Here is a 20,453-nt window from a genome sequence, read left to right as displayed (position 1 = left end):
TCCCCTGAACCGTGTCCTGAAACAAGCCTCACCGGGTAATGACTGGAAATCCGGTAACGGACATGAGATAAAAATGGACTATCAGACCAATATTGCCAATGATGTAAAATTGTTCACTGTCACAACTACATGGAATTCAACTTCAGGGTTATATGATACTGCTTTAGGCAATGCAGCGGCCAATGTTTTTTATACTGCCGCACAGCTTATAAAAACGGTAACCTATGATGAAAATACTACTGCCAGCCCTGTGGAGACTGCTGGATCAACAGTTGAGTTTAAAGACAAGGAAGGAAAGGTTGTTTTAAAAAGAACCTATGATGCGGGGGTTAAACATGATACCTATTATGTTTATGATATTTACGGAAACCTTACCTATGTAATTCCGCCAAAAGCAGACGGCAGCATTACAACAGCTGTTTTAAACGATTTATGCTACCAGTACAAATACGATTATCGTAACAGGCTGGCTGAGAAAAAACTGCCTGGGAAACAATGGGAATTTATCGTTTATGATAAATTAGATCGTGTTGTGGCCACAGGTCCTGCCAACTCTCCTTTCTCAGATTTAACAACTGTGGGATGGGTAATTACCAAATATGATGTTTTTAATCGTCCGGTTTATACAGGATGGTCTACAGGTACGGCAGCAACGGCTACCGGAAGAATTACCCTGCAGACAGCTCAAAACAGTGCATCGGTAATTAACGAAAGTAGACAGATCAGCGGGATTATTGATAGTATTGCCGCTTACTATACCAATGCTGTGGCACCGACAGCTTTTAAACTGCTGACGGTTAATTATTATGACAATTATACTTTTCCAAGCACACCGGCCATTACTGTACCGACAGCTGTAGAGACACAGACTGTCCTTACAACAGCACAGATAAAAGGGCTTAATGCTGCATCATGGACAAGAGTTCCTACAACCAGTACAGCTGTGCTGGGAGAAACTTCTGCTACTTTTTATAACAATCAGGCAAGAGCAGTAAGGGTTTATACCACAAACCATTTGGGAGGCTATACCTATACCGACAGCAGGCTTGATTTTTCTGGAAAACCGCAATATACCATAACAAGACACAGAAGGCTCAGCGCAGATACGGAGCTTATGACCAAAGATACTTTTACCTATTCTGCCCAGGATCGTTTACTTACACAGACCCATCAGATAAACTCAGGCACTGTCGAGCTTATTGCGAGCAATACCTATGATGAATTAGGGCAACTGGTTTCTAAAAAAGTAGGAAATACAGAAGCAGCTCCAACCCAGAATGTCAATTATACCTATAACATCCGCGGCTGGCTGACTGCGATAAACGATATTACCACACTCACTAAGTCAGGAGATCCTAAGGATTTATTTGCTTTTAAAATAAATTACAATACCATTCCTTCAGGTATCAGCGGGGTACTGGCATTATACAATGGAAATATTGCCGAAACACAATGGACAAGTGCTTCTGAAACTACTCCGGTTATTCGTACTTACGGTTATAAATACGATAACCTGAATCGATTAAAAGATGCAGTGTTCAAAAGAGGTACAGCAGCAGCTAATAATGCTTATAATGAAACCCTGACCTATGATAAGAACGGAAATATCATGACCCTGCTGCGCAATGGAAACAGTGATACAGCTGCAAACCAGATTGATAACCTGGCTCATACTTATCTGAACTCTTACAGCAACCAGCTGGCAAAAGTGGTAGACAATGCCACAACTTATAAAGGGTATGGTTTTGTGGACAGTGCCGCCAATACTGTCAATGATTATACATATGATGCTAACGGAAACATGATTTCTGATAACAACAAAAACATAACCGCCATAACTTATAACCACTTAAACCTGCCAACCAAAATAACCTTTGCTGCTACTGGCAATATTGTTTATATTTACAATGCTGCGGGACAAAAGGTGCAGAAAATTGTAACTTCGATCTCGCCGGCAACAGTGACAACAACTGATTATCTGGGAGGCTATCAGTATGATAATGCGGCATTGAAGTTTTTCCCAACAGCAGAAGGTTATGTGGAACCTGTATCAGGGGCTTATAAATATGTATACCAGTATAAAGATCATCTGGGTAACATTCGTGTAAGTTATGACAAAACACTTGCTATTAAGGAAGAAAGTAATTTCTATCCTTTTGGATTGAAACAGGAAGGTTATAATAATGCTAAAACCGGTGTTGAGAATAAGTATAAGTACCAAGGACAGGAACTGCAAGACGAGTTGGGACTTAACTGGTACAGTTTTAAATATCGTAATTATGACCCCATGATTGCAAGATTCATGTGTGTCGACCCGTTGGCATCAAAATATCCGTATAACGGGGTATATAATTTCTCTGAAAATAGAGTTATTGATGGTGTTGAATTAGAGGGGTTAGAAGTTCAATTAATTGTTGACAAGGGAAATTATGTAAAAGGAGACGTTGGACATACATTTGTATCAGTCGGTAGTGGAAAAAACATGACTGTTTATACATATGGAAGGTGGGCTGGAACTGATGCAAATAGTTCTGGAGTTCATACTCCTCTTAATAATGGAAATGGTGTAATGGTTAAACTAACAGGTAAAGATGCTTTAGCTGAAGTCCAAAAATATGTGGAAAAGTTTGGGGCTGAAGTCTATCAAATTAATAACGCAAATGAGAAGAAAGTCGGTGCGACTTTAGAAAATGAATATAACAAATCTGATAAGACACCTGAAACAGGTAAATACAAAGGAGATGAACGTGCACATGTAATTGATAAATATGACATTTCTGAAAATAATTGTACAACAAAATCTCTGGAAGCAGTAAATGGTGCTGTTCCTGGAGGGGAAATAAAATACCAAACTACTGTTACAGCTGGTGGATTACCTGTTGTAACAGAAGATGGTACTAAAGATACTTATGCGCCAAAAGACTTAAATAGACAATTAAATCAAGCATCACAACAAAGTGGAACCAACGTACAAAAAGTAACAGATAAATATGACTAATAAACGTAAAGTAATCTATTTAATAATAGTAGGATTGATTTGTCTCTATATAATCTCATTCACAATGGATTTATTGTTGAACAAAAAATATGCTGTAGATGAAATACCTTATACAAATAGACAACAAGGTTTAGTAGGTATTCAGGAAGTTATCGAAAAAGATTATGTGCACATGCTTTATCTAAATATAGGATATGTGTTTGTACTAATTATAATTTCTATTATTATATTAACTATTAAGAAAAAATAGGTAGTGTTAGTGATTATTAATTTCACCTAACGTTTAGAGATTGGGTAATGTATCAGATGTGTTGGTGATTAATTATTGCATAAAAAATTTACAGATTATCAATGATTTATAGTATTATTGCATAAAAATTAAAACAACCTCCGGGTTGTTTTTTTATTTTATAATATTTTAAATCAAAAAAAATGGAGTCAAACCAGACTAGGTGTTACAGATGTGTTGGTGATATTCGAAAGATGATAAAGTCTGGAAAGACAAAGTCTGGCAGTCAAAGATATATTTGTAGAGTTTGCGAAAAAACTAGAGTTGAAAATTATGCTTATCAAGCTTATAAGGCAAAGAACAAACCAGAAGATTATCCAATTAACCAAAGAGGGATTAGGTATAAGAAGCACTGCAAGAATACTAGAAATATCAGCCACAACATTATTGAAAAGAATTGTTTCTATTGCTAGAAGTATTAGTAAACCAATCTCCTGCTGACGCGAGCATCTTGCTCGTGAACACAATCATAAAAAAAGCCCTGATTATTCAGGGCTTTGTTCTTTTTGCATATTCAGTAAATACGCCATATTAGCTATTACATTGTCATGTTTCTTGACAAACGAATTCTCTTCGTTCCAGACATACCCGGCTAAAACAGTACATATTTTTTTTACTTCAGGATTTTCTGCTGGTAGAAAAATAAAGTCTGAAGATTTCCTGTATATCATTCCCTTATGTAAATTGCAAGTATCCTGTGCTCTTCTTTGGGATCCTTTTTTATTTCTCATATTTAAATCCTAATTATAATTTAACAAGAAAAAAGCATTCATATAATCATTTTCGTTATTTTTAAACCCGTAATTAACTAACACAGAAAAAATGAAAAAACTAATTTTTGCTTTATTTATTATTTCCGGAACCGCTTTTGCTCAGGACATGGAAGTAGTAAAAGGAAACTTTGATTTCTTAAAAGATCAAAAAGAAATCAATACAATATTTGATTATAGCAGCTTCACTATGATGAAAGAAAAAAAATCTGAAGCACAATACATTAAAGAACACAAAGCCGATTTAGACGAAAAAGCAAAAGGAAACGGAAATCTTTGGGAAAAAAGATGGGTTGTTGCAAAAGACCAAATCTGGACTCCTAAATTTTTAGAAATAGGAAACATCGTATTATCTAAAGCTGGAAAAGATGTAAATTTTCAGGAAGGATTAAATACTCCTTATACTTTAATTGTACAAACGGTATGGATTTATCCGGGCTGGGATGCAGGAATTATGAAACAGCCTGCAAAAGTTACAACAAATCTTAAATTTGTTGAAACAGCAAACAAATCAAATGTTTTACTGGAAATTACAAGCGAAGAAGCTCCCGGAGATCAATGGGGAAGTAATTTTAGTAATGAAACGAGAATTGGAGAAGGTTTCGCCAAAACTGCAAAATCGTTATCTAAGCTTTTATTGAAAAAAGCATTCAAATAAAACCAAAAAAAGCCCTGAATTATTCAGGGCTTTTTTCTTTTTGCATATTTAGTAAATACGCCATATTGGCTATAACGTGATCATGTTTCTTGACAAACGAATTCTCTTCGTTCCAAACATATCCAGCTAAAACAGCACATATTTTTTCTTTTACTTCAGGATTTTCCGGCTGATGGAAAAATAAAGTCTGCAGATTTCCGGTATACCATTCCTGTACATAAGTCGTGAATACCGAAATTCCACGTTTCATATATTGCGTAAACTCCACTTCCCAGTCAACAGGAATTCCCTGCGATTCTTTTAAGTATAATTTTGCTGCCAGCATTCCAGACTCCGTTGCAAAAGCTACTCCAGACGAAAAAACAGGATCAAGAAATTCAGAACTATTTCCTGTTAAAGCAAAACCATCTCCGTACATTCTTTTTACGGCTCTCGAATAATTTTCCAGTTTTACAGGCTCGAATAAAAACTCTGTTCCTTTAAATCTTTGAATATAATAATCTGATAGCTGAATAGCGTTTTTCAAAGCCTCGGCATTATCTTTATTTTCAGAAAGCGAATTAATAAAATCTGTTGGCCCAACAACACCTAAGCTAGTATTTCCGTTAGAAAACGGAATTACCCAAAGCCACACTTCCGTTTCTAAAATATCAAACGAGATCTGCGTTCCTTCCTCACCTTCTGGTCTGTTAATATCTTTTACGTGTGTAAAAATCGAAGAATGCGGGTCTAATTTCGAAGGCGTATCTAAATCTAAAAGTCTTGGCAAAACCCGTCCATATCCGCTGGAATCGACAATAAATTTAGCATGAATCTCTTTTAAATTTCCGGCTGCATCTTTTACAATTGTTTTTGAATTTTTTCCTTCAAAAGAAACTTCTAAAACTTCCGTTTCAAATTCAAGGTCAACACCTTTACGAACCACTTCCTGCGCCATTGTGTTGTCAAAATCAGCTCTCGGAATCTGCCAGGTCCAATCCCAGCCTTCTCCAAATTTCTTGCTGAAATCAAAAACACAAATCTCTTCACCTCTAATAAAACGGGCTCCCAGTTTCTTTTCAAAGTTCATCGAATTAAGAGCATCAAACAATTCTGCTTCCGCAAAATGATCCATTACTCTTGGAATTAAGCTTTCGCCAACAACAAGTCTCGGAAACTTCTGTTTCTCAACAACTTTCACCTTAACATTGTTTTTATGAAGATACGATGCCGATACACATCCGGATGGTCCGGCGCCTATTACTAAAACATCTACAAACTCCTTTATCATAATAAAAATATTATCAATTATTAACCTACATTTGCCATCATCAAAATAACTACATTTATTTTGATAAATAAAATTAAATTAGCACAACCAAAAACGAGTTAATGAATACAATTAATGAATATTTAAGTTTAGCAGAGTTTGAAGCCATAATCTTTGGAAATCAAAAAGTTACAATTAGCGATGTAGTTCTAAACCGAGTAAACGAAAGCTTCAATTTCTTAAAAGAATTCTCTGGAAATAAAGTAATTTACGGCGTAAACACAGGCTTTGGCCCAATGGCACAATACAGAATTAAAGAGTCTGATCAAATTCAGCTTCAATATAATTTAATCCGCAGCCACTCTTCTGGAACCGGAAAACCATTAAATGCAGCTTGTGCAAAAGCAGCAATTTTAGCTCGATTAAACACACTTTCATTAGGAAATTCTGGTGTACATCCGTCAGTAATTCATTTAATGTCTGAACTTATTAATAGAGATATTACACCTTTAATCTTTGAACACGGCGGTGTTGGTGCCAGCGGTGACTTAGTACAATTATCACATTTAGCTTTAGTTTTAATAGGCGAAGGCGAAGTTTTTTATAAAGGAGACAGGAGATCAACTCCGGAAGTTTTTGAAATTGAAGGTTTAAAACCGATTCAGGTAGAAATTAGAGAAGGCCTTGCATTAATCAACGGAACTTCTGTAATGACAGGAATTGGCGTTGTAAATGTATATCACGCTAAAAAATTATTAGACTGGTCATTAAAATCTTCTTGTGCCATCAACGAATTGGTTCAGGCTTATGATGATCATTTCTCTGCAGAATTAAACCAAACAAAACGCCATAAAGGACAGCAGGAAATTGCGGCAAAAATGCGTCAGAATCTTTCAGACAGTACTTTAATCCGTAAAAGAGAAGACCATTTATATTCTGGAGAAAACACCGAAGAAATCTTCAAAGAAAAAGTTCAGGAATATTATTCATTAAGATGCGTTCCTCAAATTTTGGGGCCGGTTTTAGAAACGATTAATAATGTAGCTTCTATTCTTGAAGATGAATTTAACTCGGCAAACGACAACCCAATTATCGATGTAAAAAACCAACACGTTTATCACGGAGGAAATTTCCACGGAGATTATATTTCGCTGGAAATGGATAAACTAAAAATTGTTATTACAAAATTAACGATGTTGGCAGAACGTCAGCTGAATTATTTATTGAATTCAAAAATCAACGAATTACTGCCTCCGTTTGTGAATTTAGGAACATTAGGATTTAATTTCGGAATGCAGGGAGTTCAGTTCACAGCAACCTCAACAACTGCCGAAAGTCAAATGCTTTCAAATCCAATGTACGTTCACAGTATTCCAAACAACAATGACAATCAGGATATTGTAAGTATGGGAACAAATGCTGCTGTAATTACCTCAAAAGTAATCGAAAATGCTTTTGAAGTATTAGCAATCGAAATGATTACGATTGTTCAGGCAATTGATTATTTAGAACAAAAAGATAAAATTTCATCGGTTACCAAAAAATGGTACGATGATGTTAGAAATATAATTCCAACATTTAAGGAAGATCAGGTAATGTATCCATTTGTTCAAGGTGTAAAAGATTATTTGATTAACAATTAATTGGACTGGAATCATACTTTAAAAAACATGAAGAAAATATTTTTTTTATTTCTAATAGCTTTCCAATTAGTTAATGCTCAAGAACTTGCTTTAGTTAAAAAAGACGGTAAATTTGGTCTTATCACAAAAGAAGGAACTTTTGCCGTTGAACCAAAATTTGACAGCGCAAGAGATTTTTCTGATGGCTTAGCGGCTGTTAAACAAAATGGAAAATGGGGATATGTCGACAGAAAAGGGACTTTTGTAATTCCTCCAACATTTGACAATGCCAGAGATTTCAACAGCGGAATTGCTGCTATAGAAAAAAAAGCGGTTTGGTATTACATCAACAAACAAGGTGAAATATTAAAGGGTAATCCGGAATCTGATAAATTATTTGATTTTCATTACGGAGCAGCTTTTTTTAGACAAAACAATAAAGTAGGGATTATCAATAATAAATTTGAAATTCTTCTGGCTCCAAAATACGATGTTATCAGAGCTTTTTATAAAGGTTATGCAAGAGCTGCCGTAAATGGAAAATGGGGAATTGTTGACCCATCAGGAAAAGAAGTTGTGGAAGCAATTTATGATGAAGTTGGAGATTATTACAACAACACAACCTGGGCAAAAAAAGGAAAAGATTATGGACTGGTTCATAACGGACTGTTTATTAAAATAGACGATGTAAATGAATTTGGCACTTTTGGAACGCAGGATTTAATTGCTGCGAAAAAAGGAGCAAAATGGGGATTTGTAAATTTTGAAGGACAATGGGTTCTTACACCAAAATTTGACAAAACAAAACCATTCTCTAATAATTTAGCACCTGTTTGCATGCGTGAAAAATGGGGTTATACCAATTTAGAAGGAGTATGTGTGGTACAAACGATGTTCCTTGATGCAGAACCTTTTAGCGAAAGTGGACTTGCAGCTGTAAAAAAAGAATTCGGCTGGGGATTTATTAATGAAACAGGAGTAGTAGTTATTCCGGCAGATTATGATATTTCTGCAGCATTTGGAAGCTATATGCGTGAAGAAAAAGGATTCATCGGCGGAGTAGCAAGAGTAAAACGCAATGGTAAATGGGGTTTTCTTAAACCAGATGGAAAGCTTTTGATTGAATGGTTTCAGAATGCTGAACTCTTTCAGGAATAAAAAAGCATTTTTATATTATTAATATTGAATCTTAAAATCATGAAAAAAACACTTATTTTTTTGTTGCTAGGTTGCATTCAATTCGTTAATAGTCAAGAACTGGCATTAGTTAAAAAGAATTCAAAAATTGGATATATTTCCAAAGACGGATCCTTTAAAATAGAACCTCAATACAAATCTGCTAAAAGTTTTTCTGAAGGTTTAGCAGCCGTAGAAGACAACGGAAAATGGGGTTTTATTGATGCTAAAGGAAGCTGGATAATTCCGGCGTCTTTTAATAATGCTAAAGATTTTAACAGCGGAATTGCAGTTGTACAAAAAGATAAGGACTGGGTTTATATTAATACAAAAGGTGAAATTTTAAAAGCGCCTGCTACCGAAAAAATATTCGATTTTAATAATGGCGTTGCTTTTATAAGACAAGGAAACAAAGTTGGATTAATCAATTCAAAACTGGTCGTGGTTTTAGAACCGAAATACGATCAGATCAAACCTTTTGAAAATGGTTATGCAAGAGTGGAACTCAACAAAAACTGGGGAATTATAAATACTTCCGGAAAAGAATTAGTTGAACTGGCTTACGCAGAAATTGGAAACTATTTTAAAGGTACAACCTGGGCAAGAAAAGATAAAACCTTCGGACTTGTAAGCGGCGGAAAATTTATTCCGGTTGATGGAGCTGAAAAAATATGGGATTTTGAAAATCAGGATTTAACGTATGCCAAAAAGAACGGAAAAATTGGTTTTATTGATTTAAACGGAAATTGGGTAATTCTGCCTATATATGATAAAGGAAAAGCGTTCTCAAAAAATTTAGCTCCGGTTTTAGTTGGAAAAAAATGGGGTTACATCAATTTAAAAGGAACATTTGTAATTGAGCCAACGTACAGCGATGCAGAAGTTTTTAGTACAAATGGTTTAGCTCCTGTAAAAGAGAGTAATTGGGGATTTATTAATGAAGCGGGAAAACTGGTAATTCCAACTCAATACGGAATCACTTCAAACGGATTCGTCATTGCGCTTTTTGTACAACAGGACAAAGGATTTATTGATGGTCTTGCCAGAGTAAAAAATGAAGGGAAATGGGGTTTTCTAAGACCTGACGGAACTGTATTAGGAAACCAATGGTTTGAAAACGCCGAACTGTTTTCTCAAACAGCAGAAAGAGAAAAAAAAGAAATAAATGTTGCTGCTGAAAGCCCAAAAACGGAAACAAAAGCAACAGTTAAAGCGGCGAGTAAACCAGCAACTAAGAAAAAGAAATAAAATCTACATAAATGAAATCGTCAATAAATAAACCGTTTGTAAAACAAACACCAATAAAAAAGCGATAACATTTATGACCTATAAAAAATAAAATCTACATAAATGAAATGTGTATTAGTAACAGGCGGTTCAAGAGGAATTGGTAGTGCTATTTGTAAAAAATTAGCCGTTGAATCTAATTATCATATTTTGATCAATTATCATTCAAACAAAACCGCTGCCGAAGAAACACTTCAGGAAATACAAAAATTAGGCGCAACAGGAGAAATTTTAGGTTTTGATGTTGCCAATTTTGAACAAGTACAAACTGTTTTAACGCAATGGCAGGAATCAAATCCTGAAGCAATTGTGGAAGCTATTGTAAACAATGCCGGAATTACAAAAGACGGTCTTTTCATGTGGATGACTCCCGAAGACTGGAACGGTGTTGTAAACACAAGTTTAAACGGGTTTTTTAATGTGACACAGTTTTTTATTCAAAAAATGCTTCGCAATAAATACGGCCGAATTGTAAATATGGTTTCTGTTTCCGGAGTAAAAGGAACGGCAGGACAAACCAATTATTCGGCTGCAAAAGGAGCAATTGTTGCGGCTACAAAAGCATTGGCACAAGAAGTTGCAAAACGTAATATAACCGTAAACGCTGTTGCACCAGGTTTTATTAGAACCGATATGACAAGCGCGCTTGACGAAAAAGAATTATTAAAGCTGATTCCGGTAAATCGTTTTGGCGAAGCCGAAGAAGTGGCAGATTTGGTAAGCTTTTTGATTTCAAAAAAATCGAGCTATATTACCGGCGAAATTATCAATATAAACGGAGGAATATATTCTTAAAATACTATGTTTGCATAATAAAAAAATGCGCCTTTGTTTAAAAATTACTTTGAAAGACGATGAATAAGAGAGTTGTAATTACTGGAATGGGAATTTATTCTTGTATCGGAACTTCTTTAGATGAAGTGAAGGAATCATTGTATAACGGAAAATCGGGAATTCAGTTTGATGCTGAACGAAAAGAATTTGGTTTTCAGTCAGCCTTAACCGGAATGGTTCCAAAAGCTGATTTAAAAAACTTATTGACCCGAAGACAGCGTATGAGCATTGGTGAAGAAACCGAGTATGCTTATATGGCTACTATCGAAGCATTGAAAAATGCCAATATCGACGATGCTTTTTTTGATACTCGCGAAGTGGGAATTATGTACGGAAACGACAGCGTTTCTAAAGCCATTATAGACGCTACAGATATTGTGCGTGAGAAAAAAGATACTGCCTTAATTGGTTCTGGAGCGATTTTTAAATCGATGAATTCTACGGTTACGATGAATCTTTCAACGATTTTTAAACTTCGCGGAATCAATTTAACCGTAAGTGCAGCCTGTGCGAGCGGTTCACATTCTATTGGATTAGCTTATTTTTTAATAAAAAGTGGTTTTCAGGATATCATTATAACTGGAGGAGCGCAGGAAATCAACAAATATGCAATGAGCAGTTTTGATGGTTTAGGCGTTTTTTCTAACAGAGAAAGCGATCCAGAAAAAGCTTCAAGGCCTTTTGATTCTGGCCGTGACGGATTAATTCCGAGTGGCGGCGGCGCAACTCTAATTTTGGAAAGTTACGAATCTGCAATTGCGCGTGGTGCCAATATTATTGCCGAAGTTTCTGGTTACGGATTTTCATCAAACGGCGGACATATCTCAACTCCAAATGTTGAAGGTCCCGCCACAGCAATGCAAAGAGCACTTGATGATGCTAAACTAAAAGCATCAGATATTGAGTATATAAATGCACACGCAACCTCAACTCCGGTTGGCGATGCAAACGAAGCCAAAGCAATTTTTGAAGTCTTTGGTGAGAAAAATCCTCATGTTAGTTCAACAAAATCAATGACAGGCCACGAATGCTGGATGGCAGGAGCAAGCGAAATTATCTACTCTATCATTATGATGCTGAACGATTTCATTGCGCCAAACATCAATTTAGACAACCCAGATGAAGATGCTTCAAAATTAAATTTAGTTAAAACTACGTTAAACAAAAAATTTGACATATTTTTGTCCAATTCTTTCGGTTTCGGAGGAACCAACTCGGCGTTGGTGGTTAAAAAGTTTAAATTGAACGATGAATAAAGAAGATATTATAGCAAAAATCAATGGTTTTTTAGTTGATGAATTTGAAGTAGACAATGACGACATTGAACCAAATGCTAATTTAAAAGATACGCTTGGCTTAGATAGTTTAGATTATGTTGATTTAGTAGTTTCAATAGAATCAAACTTTGGCGTAAAACTAGTTGAGGCAGATTTTGTTGGAATTTCTGATTTCCAAAGTTTCTATGACCTTATCGAAACCAAATTAAAAGCCAAAACAGCTTAATGAGTGAATGGGATGGCAAATCAAAAGGAACTGTTTTAGGTTATAGAATATTCGTTTTTTTGATTCAAAAAGCGGGTGTTAAATCTGCTTATGTTTTACTTTACTTTGTTGCTTCTTATTACTTTTTATTTTTAAAGAAAAGCAATCGCGCTATTTTTTATTACTTTAAAGAAAGGCTTCAATATTCCTATTTTAAATCAAAAAAAATGGTTTTCAAAAGTTACTACACTTTTGGACAGACCATTATTGATAAAGTTTCCATTTCTGCCGGAATGCGAAACAAATTCACCTATGAATTTGATGGAATTGAGATTTTAAAAAATCTCTTAGCCGAAAAAAAAGGCGGTGTTTTAATTAGCGCACACGTTGGGAATTTTGAAATTGCAGAACATTTTTTAGGCGATATCGATCTTGATTTTCAAATCAATTTAGTCACTACAGATTTAGAACATTCTGCGATTAAAAATTATCTGGAAAGTATTACCCAAAAACCAACCGTAAAATTCATCATTATAAAAGATGATTTGTCTCATATTTTTGAGATCAATGCGGCTTTGGCCAATAACGAATTAGTTTGTTTTACAGGCGACCGTTATTTTGAAGGCACAAAATCCCTTTCTGAAAACATTTTAGGCAAAGAAGCAAACTTCCCTGCCGGGCCATTTTTAATTGCATCAAGATTAAAAGTTCCGGTTGTGTTCGTTTATGTTATGAAAGAGCCAAATTTACATTATCATTTATACGCAAGAGAAGCCACAGTGAAACACCGTGACGAAAAAGCATTGCTAAAAGAATACGTAACAAGTGTAGAAAGCATCCTGAAAAAATACCCTTTACAATGGTTTAATTATTTCGATTTTTGGAATGATTTGAAGTCTTAAAGTTTTGTTTTGCCACGAATTACACAAATTTTCACTAATTTAATATTCTCTGAAATTTTGTAAATCTCAACGCGTGGCATAAAACACTCTTTTTTACGCAATACATTCGTGAAAATTTGTGTAATTCGTGGCAAACCCTCAATCCGTTAAACAAGAAAAATCCGTTTAAATAAATTTACTTATTTTTGTTCGCAACCAAAGCAAACAAACCTCAATGAAAAATGTTCTTGTTATTTATTATTCTCAATCCGGACAGTTAGAAACCATTGCGCAAAACATCGCAAAACCATTTCTAAATTCAGAGAATATAAAAGTGACTTTTCACGAAATACAATTAGAAAAACCTTTCCCGTTTCCGTGGAATAAAGATGCCTTTTTTGATGCCTTTCCAGAATCGTTTTTACAAATTCCAACAGCCTTAAAACCTGTTCCTGAAGAAATTTTAAATACAAAATTTGATTTGGTACTTTTCCATTATCAGGTTTGGTATTTATCACCCTCAATTCCAATAAACTCGTTTTTAAAAAGCGACGAAGCCAAAAAAATCCTGAACAACACGCCGGTTGTAACCATCAGTGGTTCAAGAAACATGTGGATTATGGCGCAGGAAAAAATCAAAACATTACTGAAAGAAGCCAACGCACAATTAGTGGGCAATGTTGCTCTCGTAGATCGAGTTGGAAATTTAATAAGTGTTATTACAATTGTAGAATGGATGTTTTCTGGCGTTAAGAAAAAATATTTAGGTATTTTTCCATTGCCGGGAGTTTCAGAAAAAGACATTAATGAATCACCAAAATTTGGAGAAGTAATACTTTCATCATTTAATGAGAATAATTTAGACCATTTACAGCCAAAATTGGTAGAAATTGGAGCTGTAAAAATTAGTCCGTACTTAGTAACAGTAGATAAAACGGCCAATAAAATTTTCAATAAATGGTCAAACCTGATTTTTAAAAATCAAAAAAACCGAAAAAAGCTTCTAAAAGTATTTAATGTTTATTTATTCTTGGCAATTTGGTTAATCTCACCAATAGTGTATATATTGCACTTTATTTCCTACCCTTTTAAGTTAAAAACCATAAAAAGACAAACTCAATATTATCAAGGAGTTTAGACGAGAATATAGATTATGTTTGAAGTATATATAACAAAAGCTGCAAAATATTTGCCTAACGAAGCTGTTTCAAATGACGAAATGGAAGCTTATTTAGGACTTATCAACGATACTGCCTCAAAAGCAAGACGTATTATTTTGCGCAACAACAAAATTACAAGCCGTTATTACGCTGTTGACAAAACAGGAAAAAGCACACACAGTAATGCCGAATTAACACGAAATGCTATTTTACCGTTATTCGACGAAAATTTTACGCCTCAGGATTTAGAAGTACTTTCATGTGGAACCTCAACTCCGGACATTTTTCTGCCTTCACACGCAGCAATGGTTCATGGTTTGCTAAAAAATAAATCGATAGAACTAAACTCTTCAACAGGAGTTTGCTGTGCCGGAATGAACTCTCTTAAATTTGGTTTTCTTTCCGTACGTTCTGGAAATTCAAAAAACGCAATCTGCACAGGATCTGAAAAAGTTTCTACGTGGCTGAATGCTCAAAAATACAATCACGAAGCCGACAATTTAAAAAGTCTGGAAGAACAGCCCATTATCGCGTTCAAAAAAGATTTTTTACGCTGGATGTTATCTGACGGTGCCGGAGCTTTTCTTTTAGAAAATAAACCAAGAGGAACTGTCTCTCTAAAAATAGAATGGATGGAAGCTTTTTCGTATGCATACGAATTAGAAACCTGCATGTATGCCGGAGGTGATAAATTAGAAAATGGAGAAATAAAATCATGGAGCGATTACGCGCCAGAACAATGGTTGAACGAATCTGTTTTCTCAATTAAACAAGACGTTAAACTTTTAGATGAATTTATTCTTTCTAAAGGTGCCGAAAGTATGAAAGATGCGATGGATAAAAACAACATCAAATCTGAAGATATCGATTATTTTATTCCTCACGTTTCATCTAACTTTTTTGTTGAAGGATTAAAAAAAGGATTAACGGAAAAAGGAATTGGAATGAGCGACGATAAATGGTTCATGAACCTTTCCAGAGTTGGAAATGTTGGTTCTGCTTCTATTTATTTAGCTCTAGAAGAATTAATGAATTCAGGAAATTTGAAAAAAGGAGATAAAGTTCTTTTATCAGTTCCGGAAAGCGGAAGATTTTCTTTCGCGTATGCGTATTTAACAGTTTGCTAATGGAAACAATGGCACTTTTAGAAAAAGAAACAGTCGAAAATTTATTACCTCAAAAGTTCCCTTTTGTAATGGTCGACGCTATGCATTCTTATACCGAAACTTCTTTGGTTTCAGGTTTAAAAATTCAGCAGGATAATATTTTCGTGAAAAATGATATTTTTCTGGAAGCCGGTTTAATTGAACACATGGCACAGTCTGTGGCACTGCATACCGGATATCAGTTTTTTTTAAGAAACGAAACTGCACCAACTGGATATATTGGTTCTATTAAAGAAATTGAAATTAAAAAACTGCCTCAATTAAACGATAACATTCAGTCTGAAGTAACAATTTTGCAGGAATTTGCCGGAATCACTTTGGTGAATATTGTGACTACATTAAACAATGAAGAAATCGCAAACGGACAAATGAAAACCGTTTTAGCTAAATAATATGATTTTGAATACCGGAGTTGACATACAAAATTATTTACCACACCGAGCACCAATGCTTATGGTAGATTTAATTTTGGATATTGATGCCAACTTCGTAAAAACCACTTTTTTGATAAAAGAAGACAATATTTTTGTCCAGAATAATGTTTTTATCGAAGCAGGTTTAATTGAAAATACGGCGCAGACTTGTTCGTCGATTGTTGGAAAAAAATATTTTTTTGACGAAGACGGAACAGAAAATGAGAACGTAAATGTAATTGGATTTATCAGTGCCTTAAAAAACGTAAAAATTCATTCGCTGCCAAAAGTCGGCGATACCATAATTACCAAAGCAAATTTAGTTTCAAAATTTGCCGGCGACGATTACACTTTATGCACAATGAGCTGTCAAAGTTCAGTAGAAGATCAGATACTCTTAGAATGCGAAATTAATTTGTTCATTCAAAAAACAGTTTCGGTTTCGTAATAATTCCACTTGAAAATATAACTAGGTAATGGAAAAAGATAAAGTACCTCAGGATAAAAGCAACTTAACTAAAAACAATGTAAAAGAGCTTTTATACGCAACTGATGAAAACGGCAATTATACCACAACGCTAAGCACAGGCTGGGAACCCAAAACAATAGCACTTTCAAATTCTATTGATGAAATAAACGAGCGTATTGCCGAAGCTAAACAACAAGTTTTAGATGGCGAGGTAAGCCCGATTGTTTATTTTATGGAAGTCAATAAAATGGATCTTACTATTTTATCAAGTTATGTAGGACTTTGGAAATGGCGCGTAAAAAGACATTTTAAACCTAGTGTTTTTGCAAAACTAAACGATAAGATTCTGCAGAAATATGCCGACACATTTGAAATTTCAATTGAAGAATTAAAAAACAGCATCACCAAATAATGGAATTAACTTTCACACATCATCAGTCTGCTCATTGCGAGAATGGAGTAGCGTCGAATCTGCTAAGAAACAGCGGACTAAACATCAGCGAACCGATGGTTTTTGGTATTGGCTCAGGGTTGTTTTTTGTATATCTGCCATTTATAAAAGTTAATTATGCTCCGGCAATTAGTTACAGAACTTTGCCTGGACAAATTTTCAATAAAGTGGCCAATCGTTTAAATTTAAAAATAAAAAGACAAAAATTTTCTTCTGTTTCAAATGCCAATAAAGCATTAGACGAAAATTTAAAAAATAATATTCCAACGGGATTACAAGTTGGAGTTTACAATTTAAGTTATTTTCCTGACGAATATCGTTTTCACTTCAACGCACACAATTTAGTTGTTTACGGAAAAACCGAAACAGATTATTTAGTAAGCGATCCCGTTATGGAAACCGTTACAACTTTAACCCACGAAGAATTAGATAAAGTTCGTTTTGCAAAAGGTGCGTTTGCGCCGCGTGGACAAATGTATTATCCAATTCAGGTTCCAAAAGACGTTGATTTAAAAAGCGCGATCATTAAAGGAATAAAAAATACGTGCAGAGACATGCTGGCGCCAATGCCAATTGTTGGTGTTCGTGGTATCAAATTTGTTTCTAAGCAAATTAGAAAATGGCCAATAAAACACGGCACCAAAAAAGCCAATCATTACTTGGCACAAATGGTTCGTATGCAGGAAGAAATTGGAACCGGAGGCGGTGGTTTCCGTTTTATTTATGCGGCATTTTTACAGGAAGCTTCGGTTATTTTAGGTAATGAAGAACTAAAAGAACTTTCAAAAGAAATGACAAAAATTGGCGATTCATGGCGTGATTTTGCTGTTGAAGCTTCGCGTATTTATAAAAACAGAAGTGCCAAAGAAGACGCTTACAACACTATTGCCGATGAACTTTTGGACATTGCCAACAGAGAAGAAATCTTTTTCAAAAAACTAAAAAAAGCCATCAGCTAAGATATTTTGCAATCCATAATAAAAATAGAATCCCTTTCGAAAAAGTACAAAGATGCCGATCAGTTTTCTTTGAACGACGTTTCGTTAAATATAAATGAAGGAGAAATTTTTGGTTTACTCGGTCCAAACGGCGCCGGAAAAACAACCTTAATTTCAATGCTCTGCGGATTGGTAAAACCAACTTCGGGGCATTTTACAATTGATGGTTTAGACTATCAGCATCATTCTTCAAAAATTAAAAAAATTATAGGCGTTGTTCCTCAGGAATATGCCTTATATCCTACTCTTACGGCAAGAGAAAACCTGCACTATTTTGGAAGCATGTACGGTTTAAAAGGTTCTGATTTAAAAGATAAAGTAATCGAAACTTTAGATCTTTTAGGCTTATTAAAATTTGCCGATAAACCTGTTGAAACTTTCTCCGGCGGAATGAAACGCCGTGTGAATTTAATTGCCGGAATTCTGCACAAACCAAAAGTTTTATTTTTAGATGAACCAACCGTTGGCGTTGATGTACAGTCTAAAAATGCCATTATAGATTATCTAAAAGTGTTGAACCAAAACGGAACATCCATAATTTATACTTCGCATCATTTGGCTGAAGCCGAAGATTTCTGCACCAATATTGCCATTTTAGACCGAGGCCGAATTTATGCAAAAGGAACGCCGTCAACTTTAATTGATTCTGTTGAAGATGCCCATAATCTCGAAGACGTTTTTATTTCGTTAACCGGTAAAGACTTGAGAGATGCTATATAAAATTTGGATGTCGATCGTAAAAGAATTTTTACTGCTTAAACGCGATTTAGGCGGATTAATCATTCTGTTTATAATGCCATTGGTTTTGGTCATTACTGTTACGTTAATTCAGGACAGTACTTTTAAAACCGTAAGCGATTCTAAAATTCCAATTTTATTGGTGGATTACGACAAAGGTTCTGTTTCAAAAACCGTTTTTGAGAATTTAGAAAAAAGTAATTTGTTTAGCGTTGTAACGCAAATAGACAATAAAACAATTACCGAAGATGTTGCCAGAGAAAATGTTTACAAAGGAAAATTTCAATTGGCAATTATAATCCCGAAAAATTTAAGTTCTGATTTGCAGGCGAAAGTTGATCAAAATGTCGAAAAAATTGTCAGCAGTTTAGGCATGACTGATAGTACGGCAGCAAGCCAACCGCAGCGAATTATTAAAGAAAAAGAAGTAAGACTGTATTTTGATCCTGCGGTTCAAATGAGCTTTAAAAACGCGGTCATGAGTTCAATCGACAAAATGATTTCGCAAATTGAAACCAAATCTATTTACACTACTTTTCAGAATCAGTTAGGCGAAGGAACTACCAATTTTGAGCAAAAGAGTTTCATTTCTTTCAAAGAGATAATTCCAAAGATTAATAATAAAGAAGTACGTCCAAATTCGGTTCAGCATAACGTTCCGGCGTGGACACTTTTTGCGATATTTTTTATCGTAATTCCATTATCAATTAATATTGTAAAAGAAAAATCACAGGGAACTTTCGTTCGATTAAGAACCAATCCAGTTTCTAGTTTAGTCGTGATTATTGGCAAAACCATTACTTATTCTGTAATCTGTATGATTCAGTTTTATATGATGGTTGCTGTTGCTGTATTTTTATTTCCATCCATCGGACTTCCGTCTTTAAATATCGAAGGACATTTAGCCTTAATGAGTGTCGTTGCCTTATTTTCAGGTTTCGCCGCCATTGGATTTGGGATTTTATTAGGAACCATTGCGAGTACACAGGAACAATCAGCTCCGTTTGGCGCAACGAGTGTTATCATTTTAGCAGCAATTGGCGGAATCTGGGTTCCCGTTTTTGCCATGCCGAAAATCATGCAGATTATTGCCAAATCGTCTCCAATGAATTGGGGATTAGATGCTTTTTATGACGTTCTTTTACGCAACGTTTCTTTCCTGGAAATCATCCCAAAAATAAGTTTACTATTTTTGTTTTTCATTCTCACAACAGCCATCGCATTATTTTATGACAAAAAGAAAAGAGCAGTTTAACGAAGCTACAAACCTGACCGTTACACACGAAATCAGAATTCGTTTTAACGAAACTGATCCGCTTGGAATTGTTTGGCACGGCAACTATATAACCTATTTTGAAGATGGACGCGAAGCGTTTGGCCGTCAGCACGGACTTACGTATTTGGATATTGCCAAAACCGGATATACAACGCCAATTGTAAAATCGACCTGCGAACATAAATTGTCTTTACGTTATGGCGATGTTGTAACAATTGAAACAACCGTTGTCGATACGCCCGCTGCAAAAATGATTTACCGTTTTAAAATTATTGATGATAAAGGTGAAATTGCCTGTACAGGAGAAACCGTTCAGGTTTTTTTAGATAAGGAAGGGAATTTAATGCTGACAAATCCGCCTTTTTATGCTGAATGGAAAAAGAAAGTGGGATTGTTATTATAAAACACGGATTACACTAATTTTCACGAATAAAAAATAAAATAATCTGTGTAAATCCGCTTAATCTGTAAAATCTGCGAGCCATTTTTTCAGACAAAGCTTTAAAATAAATACCTACAAGGTTTTGTAAACCTTG

The 20,453-nt window shown here is 35.0% G+C and carries 19 protein-coding genes and 2 pseudogenes; 19 read left to right on the top strand and 2 right to left on the bottom strand.

Annotated features, from left to right (window positions below; all coding sequences use genetic code 11):
- Both B3C18_RS16725 and B3C18_RS26060 read left to right on the top strand, forming a co-directional pair.
- Positions 1-2,998: RHS repeat-associated core domain-containing protein (locus B3C18_RS16725; RefSeq protein WP_349680586.1), on the top strand; the 2,998-nt coding region annotated here is incomplete at its 5' end.
- A 432-nt stretch (positions 2,999-3,430) separates the two neighbouring features.
- A pseudogene (locus tag B3C18_RS26060) lies at positions 3,431-3,719 on the top strand (transposase); the annotation flags it as partial.
- Positions 3,720-3,772: 53 nt separating this feature from the next.
- On the opposite strand, the pseudogene B3C18_RS16720 reads toward B3C18_RS26060, so the two are convergent.
- Positions 3,773-3,954, bottom strand: a pseudogene (locus B3C18_RS16720) (pyridine nucleotide-disulfide oxidoreductase); the annotation flags it as partial.
- Between the two features lie 155 nt (positions 3,955-4,109).
- On the opposite strand from B3C18_RS16720, the gene B3C18_RS16715 reads away from it, so the two are divergent.
- Entirely contained in the window at positions 4,110-4,715 is a 606-nt protein-coding gene (locus B3C18_RS16715) for a hypothetical protein (protein WP_256636566.1), read from the top strand.
- A 19-nt stretch (positions 4,716-4,734) separates the two neighbouring features.
- On the opposite strand, the gene B3C18_RS16710 is transcribed toward B3C18_RS16715, so the two are convergent.
- Positions 4,735-5,985 (bottom strand): NAD(P)/FAD-dependent oxidoreductase, encoded by a 1,251-nt coding sequence (locus tag B3C18_RS16710; RefSeq protein WP_291149104.1) that lies wholly within the window; start codon positions 5,983-5,985, stop codon positions 4,735-4,737.
- Positions 5,986-6,086: 101 nt separating this feature from the next.
- On the opposite strand from B3C18_RS16710, the gene B3C18_RS16705 reads away from it, so the two are divergent.
- The 16 genes from B3C18_RS16705 to B3C18_RS16630 all read left to right on the top strand — a co-directional run bounded on the left by B3C18_RS16705 (position 6,087) and on the right by B3C18_RS16630 (position 20,320).
- Positions 6,087-7,607 carry an HAL/PAL/TAL family ammonia-lyase gene (locus tag B3C18_RS16705; RefSeq protein ID WP_291149101.1) on the top strand — a complete coding sequence of 507 codons (1,521 nt, stop codon included), beginning with the start codon at positions 6,087-6,089 and terminating at the stop codon, positions 7,605-7,607.
- 27 nt (positions 7,608-7,634) lie between these two features.
- Complete coding sequence (locus tag B3C18_RS16700) at positions 7,635-8,744, top strand: WG repeat-containing protein (protein ID WP_291149099.1); 1,110 nt, start codon at positions 7,635-7,637, stop codon at positions 8,742-8,744.
- 39 nt (positions 8,745-8,783) lie between these two features.
- Positions 8,784-10,010, top strand: a complete 1,227-nt coding sequence (locus B3C18_RS16695) for a WG repeat-containing protein (RefSeq protein WP_291149096.1) — start codon at positions 8,784-8,786, stop codon at positions 10,008-10,010.
- A 102-nt stretch (positions 10,011-10,112) separates the two neighbouring features.
- Positions 10,113-10,844 (top strand): 3-oxoacyl-ACP reductase FabG, encoded by a 732-nt coding sequence (gene fabG, locus B3C18_RS16690; RefSeq protein ID WP_053472934.1) that lies wholly within the window; start codon positions 10,113-10,115, stop codon positions 10,842-10,844.
- Between the two features lie 59 nt (positions 10,845-10,903).
- Positions 10,904-12,139 carry a beta-ketoacyl-[acyl-carrier-protein] synthase family protein gene (locus B3C18_RS16685; protein WP_291149092.1) on the top strand — a complete coding sequence of 412 codons (1,236 nt, stop codon included), beginning with the start codon at positions 10,904-10,906 and terminating at the stop codon, positions 12,137-12,139.
- Positions 12,132-12,386, top strand: coding sequence for an acyl carrier protein (locus tag B3C18_RS16680; protein ID WP_053472936.1), 255 nt, complete (start codon positions 12,132-12,134; stop codon positions 12,384-12,386). Before B3C18_RS16685 ends, B3C18_RS16680 begins: the two co-directional genes overlap by 8 nt.
- Positions 12,386-13,267: a lipid A biosynthesis acyltransferase gene (locus B3C18_RS16675; RefSeq protein WP_291149089.1), complete on the top strand. Its 882-nt coding sequence runs from the start codon at positions 12,386-12,388 to the stop codon at positions 13,265-13,267. The genes B3C18_RS16680 and B3C18_RS16675 overlap by 1 nt, the downstream gene beginning before the upstream one ends.
- A 214-nt stretch (positions 13,268-13,481) precedes the next feature.
- The gene (locus tag B3C18_RS16670) at positions 13,482-14,384 is read left to right on the top strand and encodes a dialkylrecorsinol condensing enzyme DarA (protein ID WP_291149087.1); all 903 of its coding nucleotides are present in this window, start codon (positions 13,482-13,484) and stop codon (positions 14,382-14,384) included.
- Positions 14,385-14,399: 15 nt separating this feature from the next.
- Positions 14,400-15,533, top strand: coding sequence for a beta-ketoacyl-ACP synthase III (locus B3C18_RS16665; RefSeq protein ID WP_291149085.1), 1,134 nt, complete (start codon positions 14,400-14,402; stop codon positions 15,531-15,533).
- Complete coding sequence (locus B3C18_RS16660; protein ID WP_053472940.1) at positions 15,533-15,964, top strand: FabZ; 432 nt, start codon at positions 15,533-15,535, stop codon at positions 15,962-15,964. The genes B3C18_RS16665 and B3C18_RS16660 overlap by 1 nt, the downstream gene beginning before the upstream one ends.
- A 1-nt stretch (position 15,965) precedes the next feature.
- On the top strand, positions 15,966-16,433 hold the full coding sequence (locus B3C18_RS16655; RefSeq protein WP_291149081.1) for an ABC transporter permease: 468 nt from the start codon (positions 15,966-15,968) through the stop codon (positions 16,431-16,433).
- Between the two features lie 28 nt (positions 16,434-16,461).
- A complete protein-coding gene (locus tag B3C18_RS16650; protein ID WP_291149079.1) occupies positions 16,462-16,866 on the top strand; it encodes a hypothetical protein in 405 nt (134 codons plus the stop codon).
- Complete coding sequence (locus B3C18_RS16645) at positions 16,866-17,864, top strand: BtrH N-terminal domain-containing protein (RefSeq protein ID WP_291149077.1); 999 nt, start codon at positions 16,866-16,868, stop codon at positions 17,862-17,864. The genes B3C18_RS16650 and B3C18_RS16645 overlap by 1 nt, the downstream gene beginning before the upstream one ends.
- A gap of 6 nt (positions 17,865-17,870) precedes the next feature.
- Positions 17,871-18,623 carry an ABC transporter ATP-binding protein gene (locus B3C18_RS16640; RefSeq protein ID WP_291149074.1) on the top strand — a complete coding sequence of 251 codons (753 nt, stop codon included), beginning with the start codon at positions 17,871-17,873 and terminating at the stop codon, positions 18,621-18,623.
- Positions 18,613-19,896, top strand: a complete 1,284-nt coding sequence (locus B3C18_RS16635) for an ABC transporter permease (protein WP_073483973.1) — start codon at positions 18,613-18,615, stop codon at positions 19,894-19,896. Before B3C18_RS16640 ends, B3C18_RS16635 begins: the two co-directional genes overlap by 11 nt.
- Entirely contained in the window at positions 19,871-20,320 is a 450-nt protein-coding gene (locus B3C18_RS16630) for an acyl-CoA thioesterase (protein WP_291149070.1), read from the top strand. Before B3C18_RS16635 ends, B3C18_RS16630 begins: the two co-directional genes overlap by 26 nt.
- The last annotated feature ends 133 nt before the right edge of the window (positions 20,321-20,453 follow it).

The sequence above is a fragment of the Flavobacterium sp. UBA7680 genome, from assembly GCF_002482975.1.
GTDB lineage: Bacteria > Bacteroidota > Bacteroidia > Flavobacteriales > Flavobacteriaceae > Flavobacterium.
Note: the sequence above shows the minus strand (reverse complement) of the source record. Positions and strands in the feature narration are given on the sequence as shown.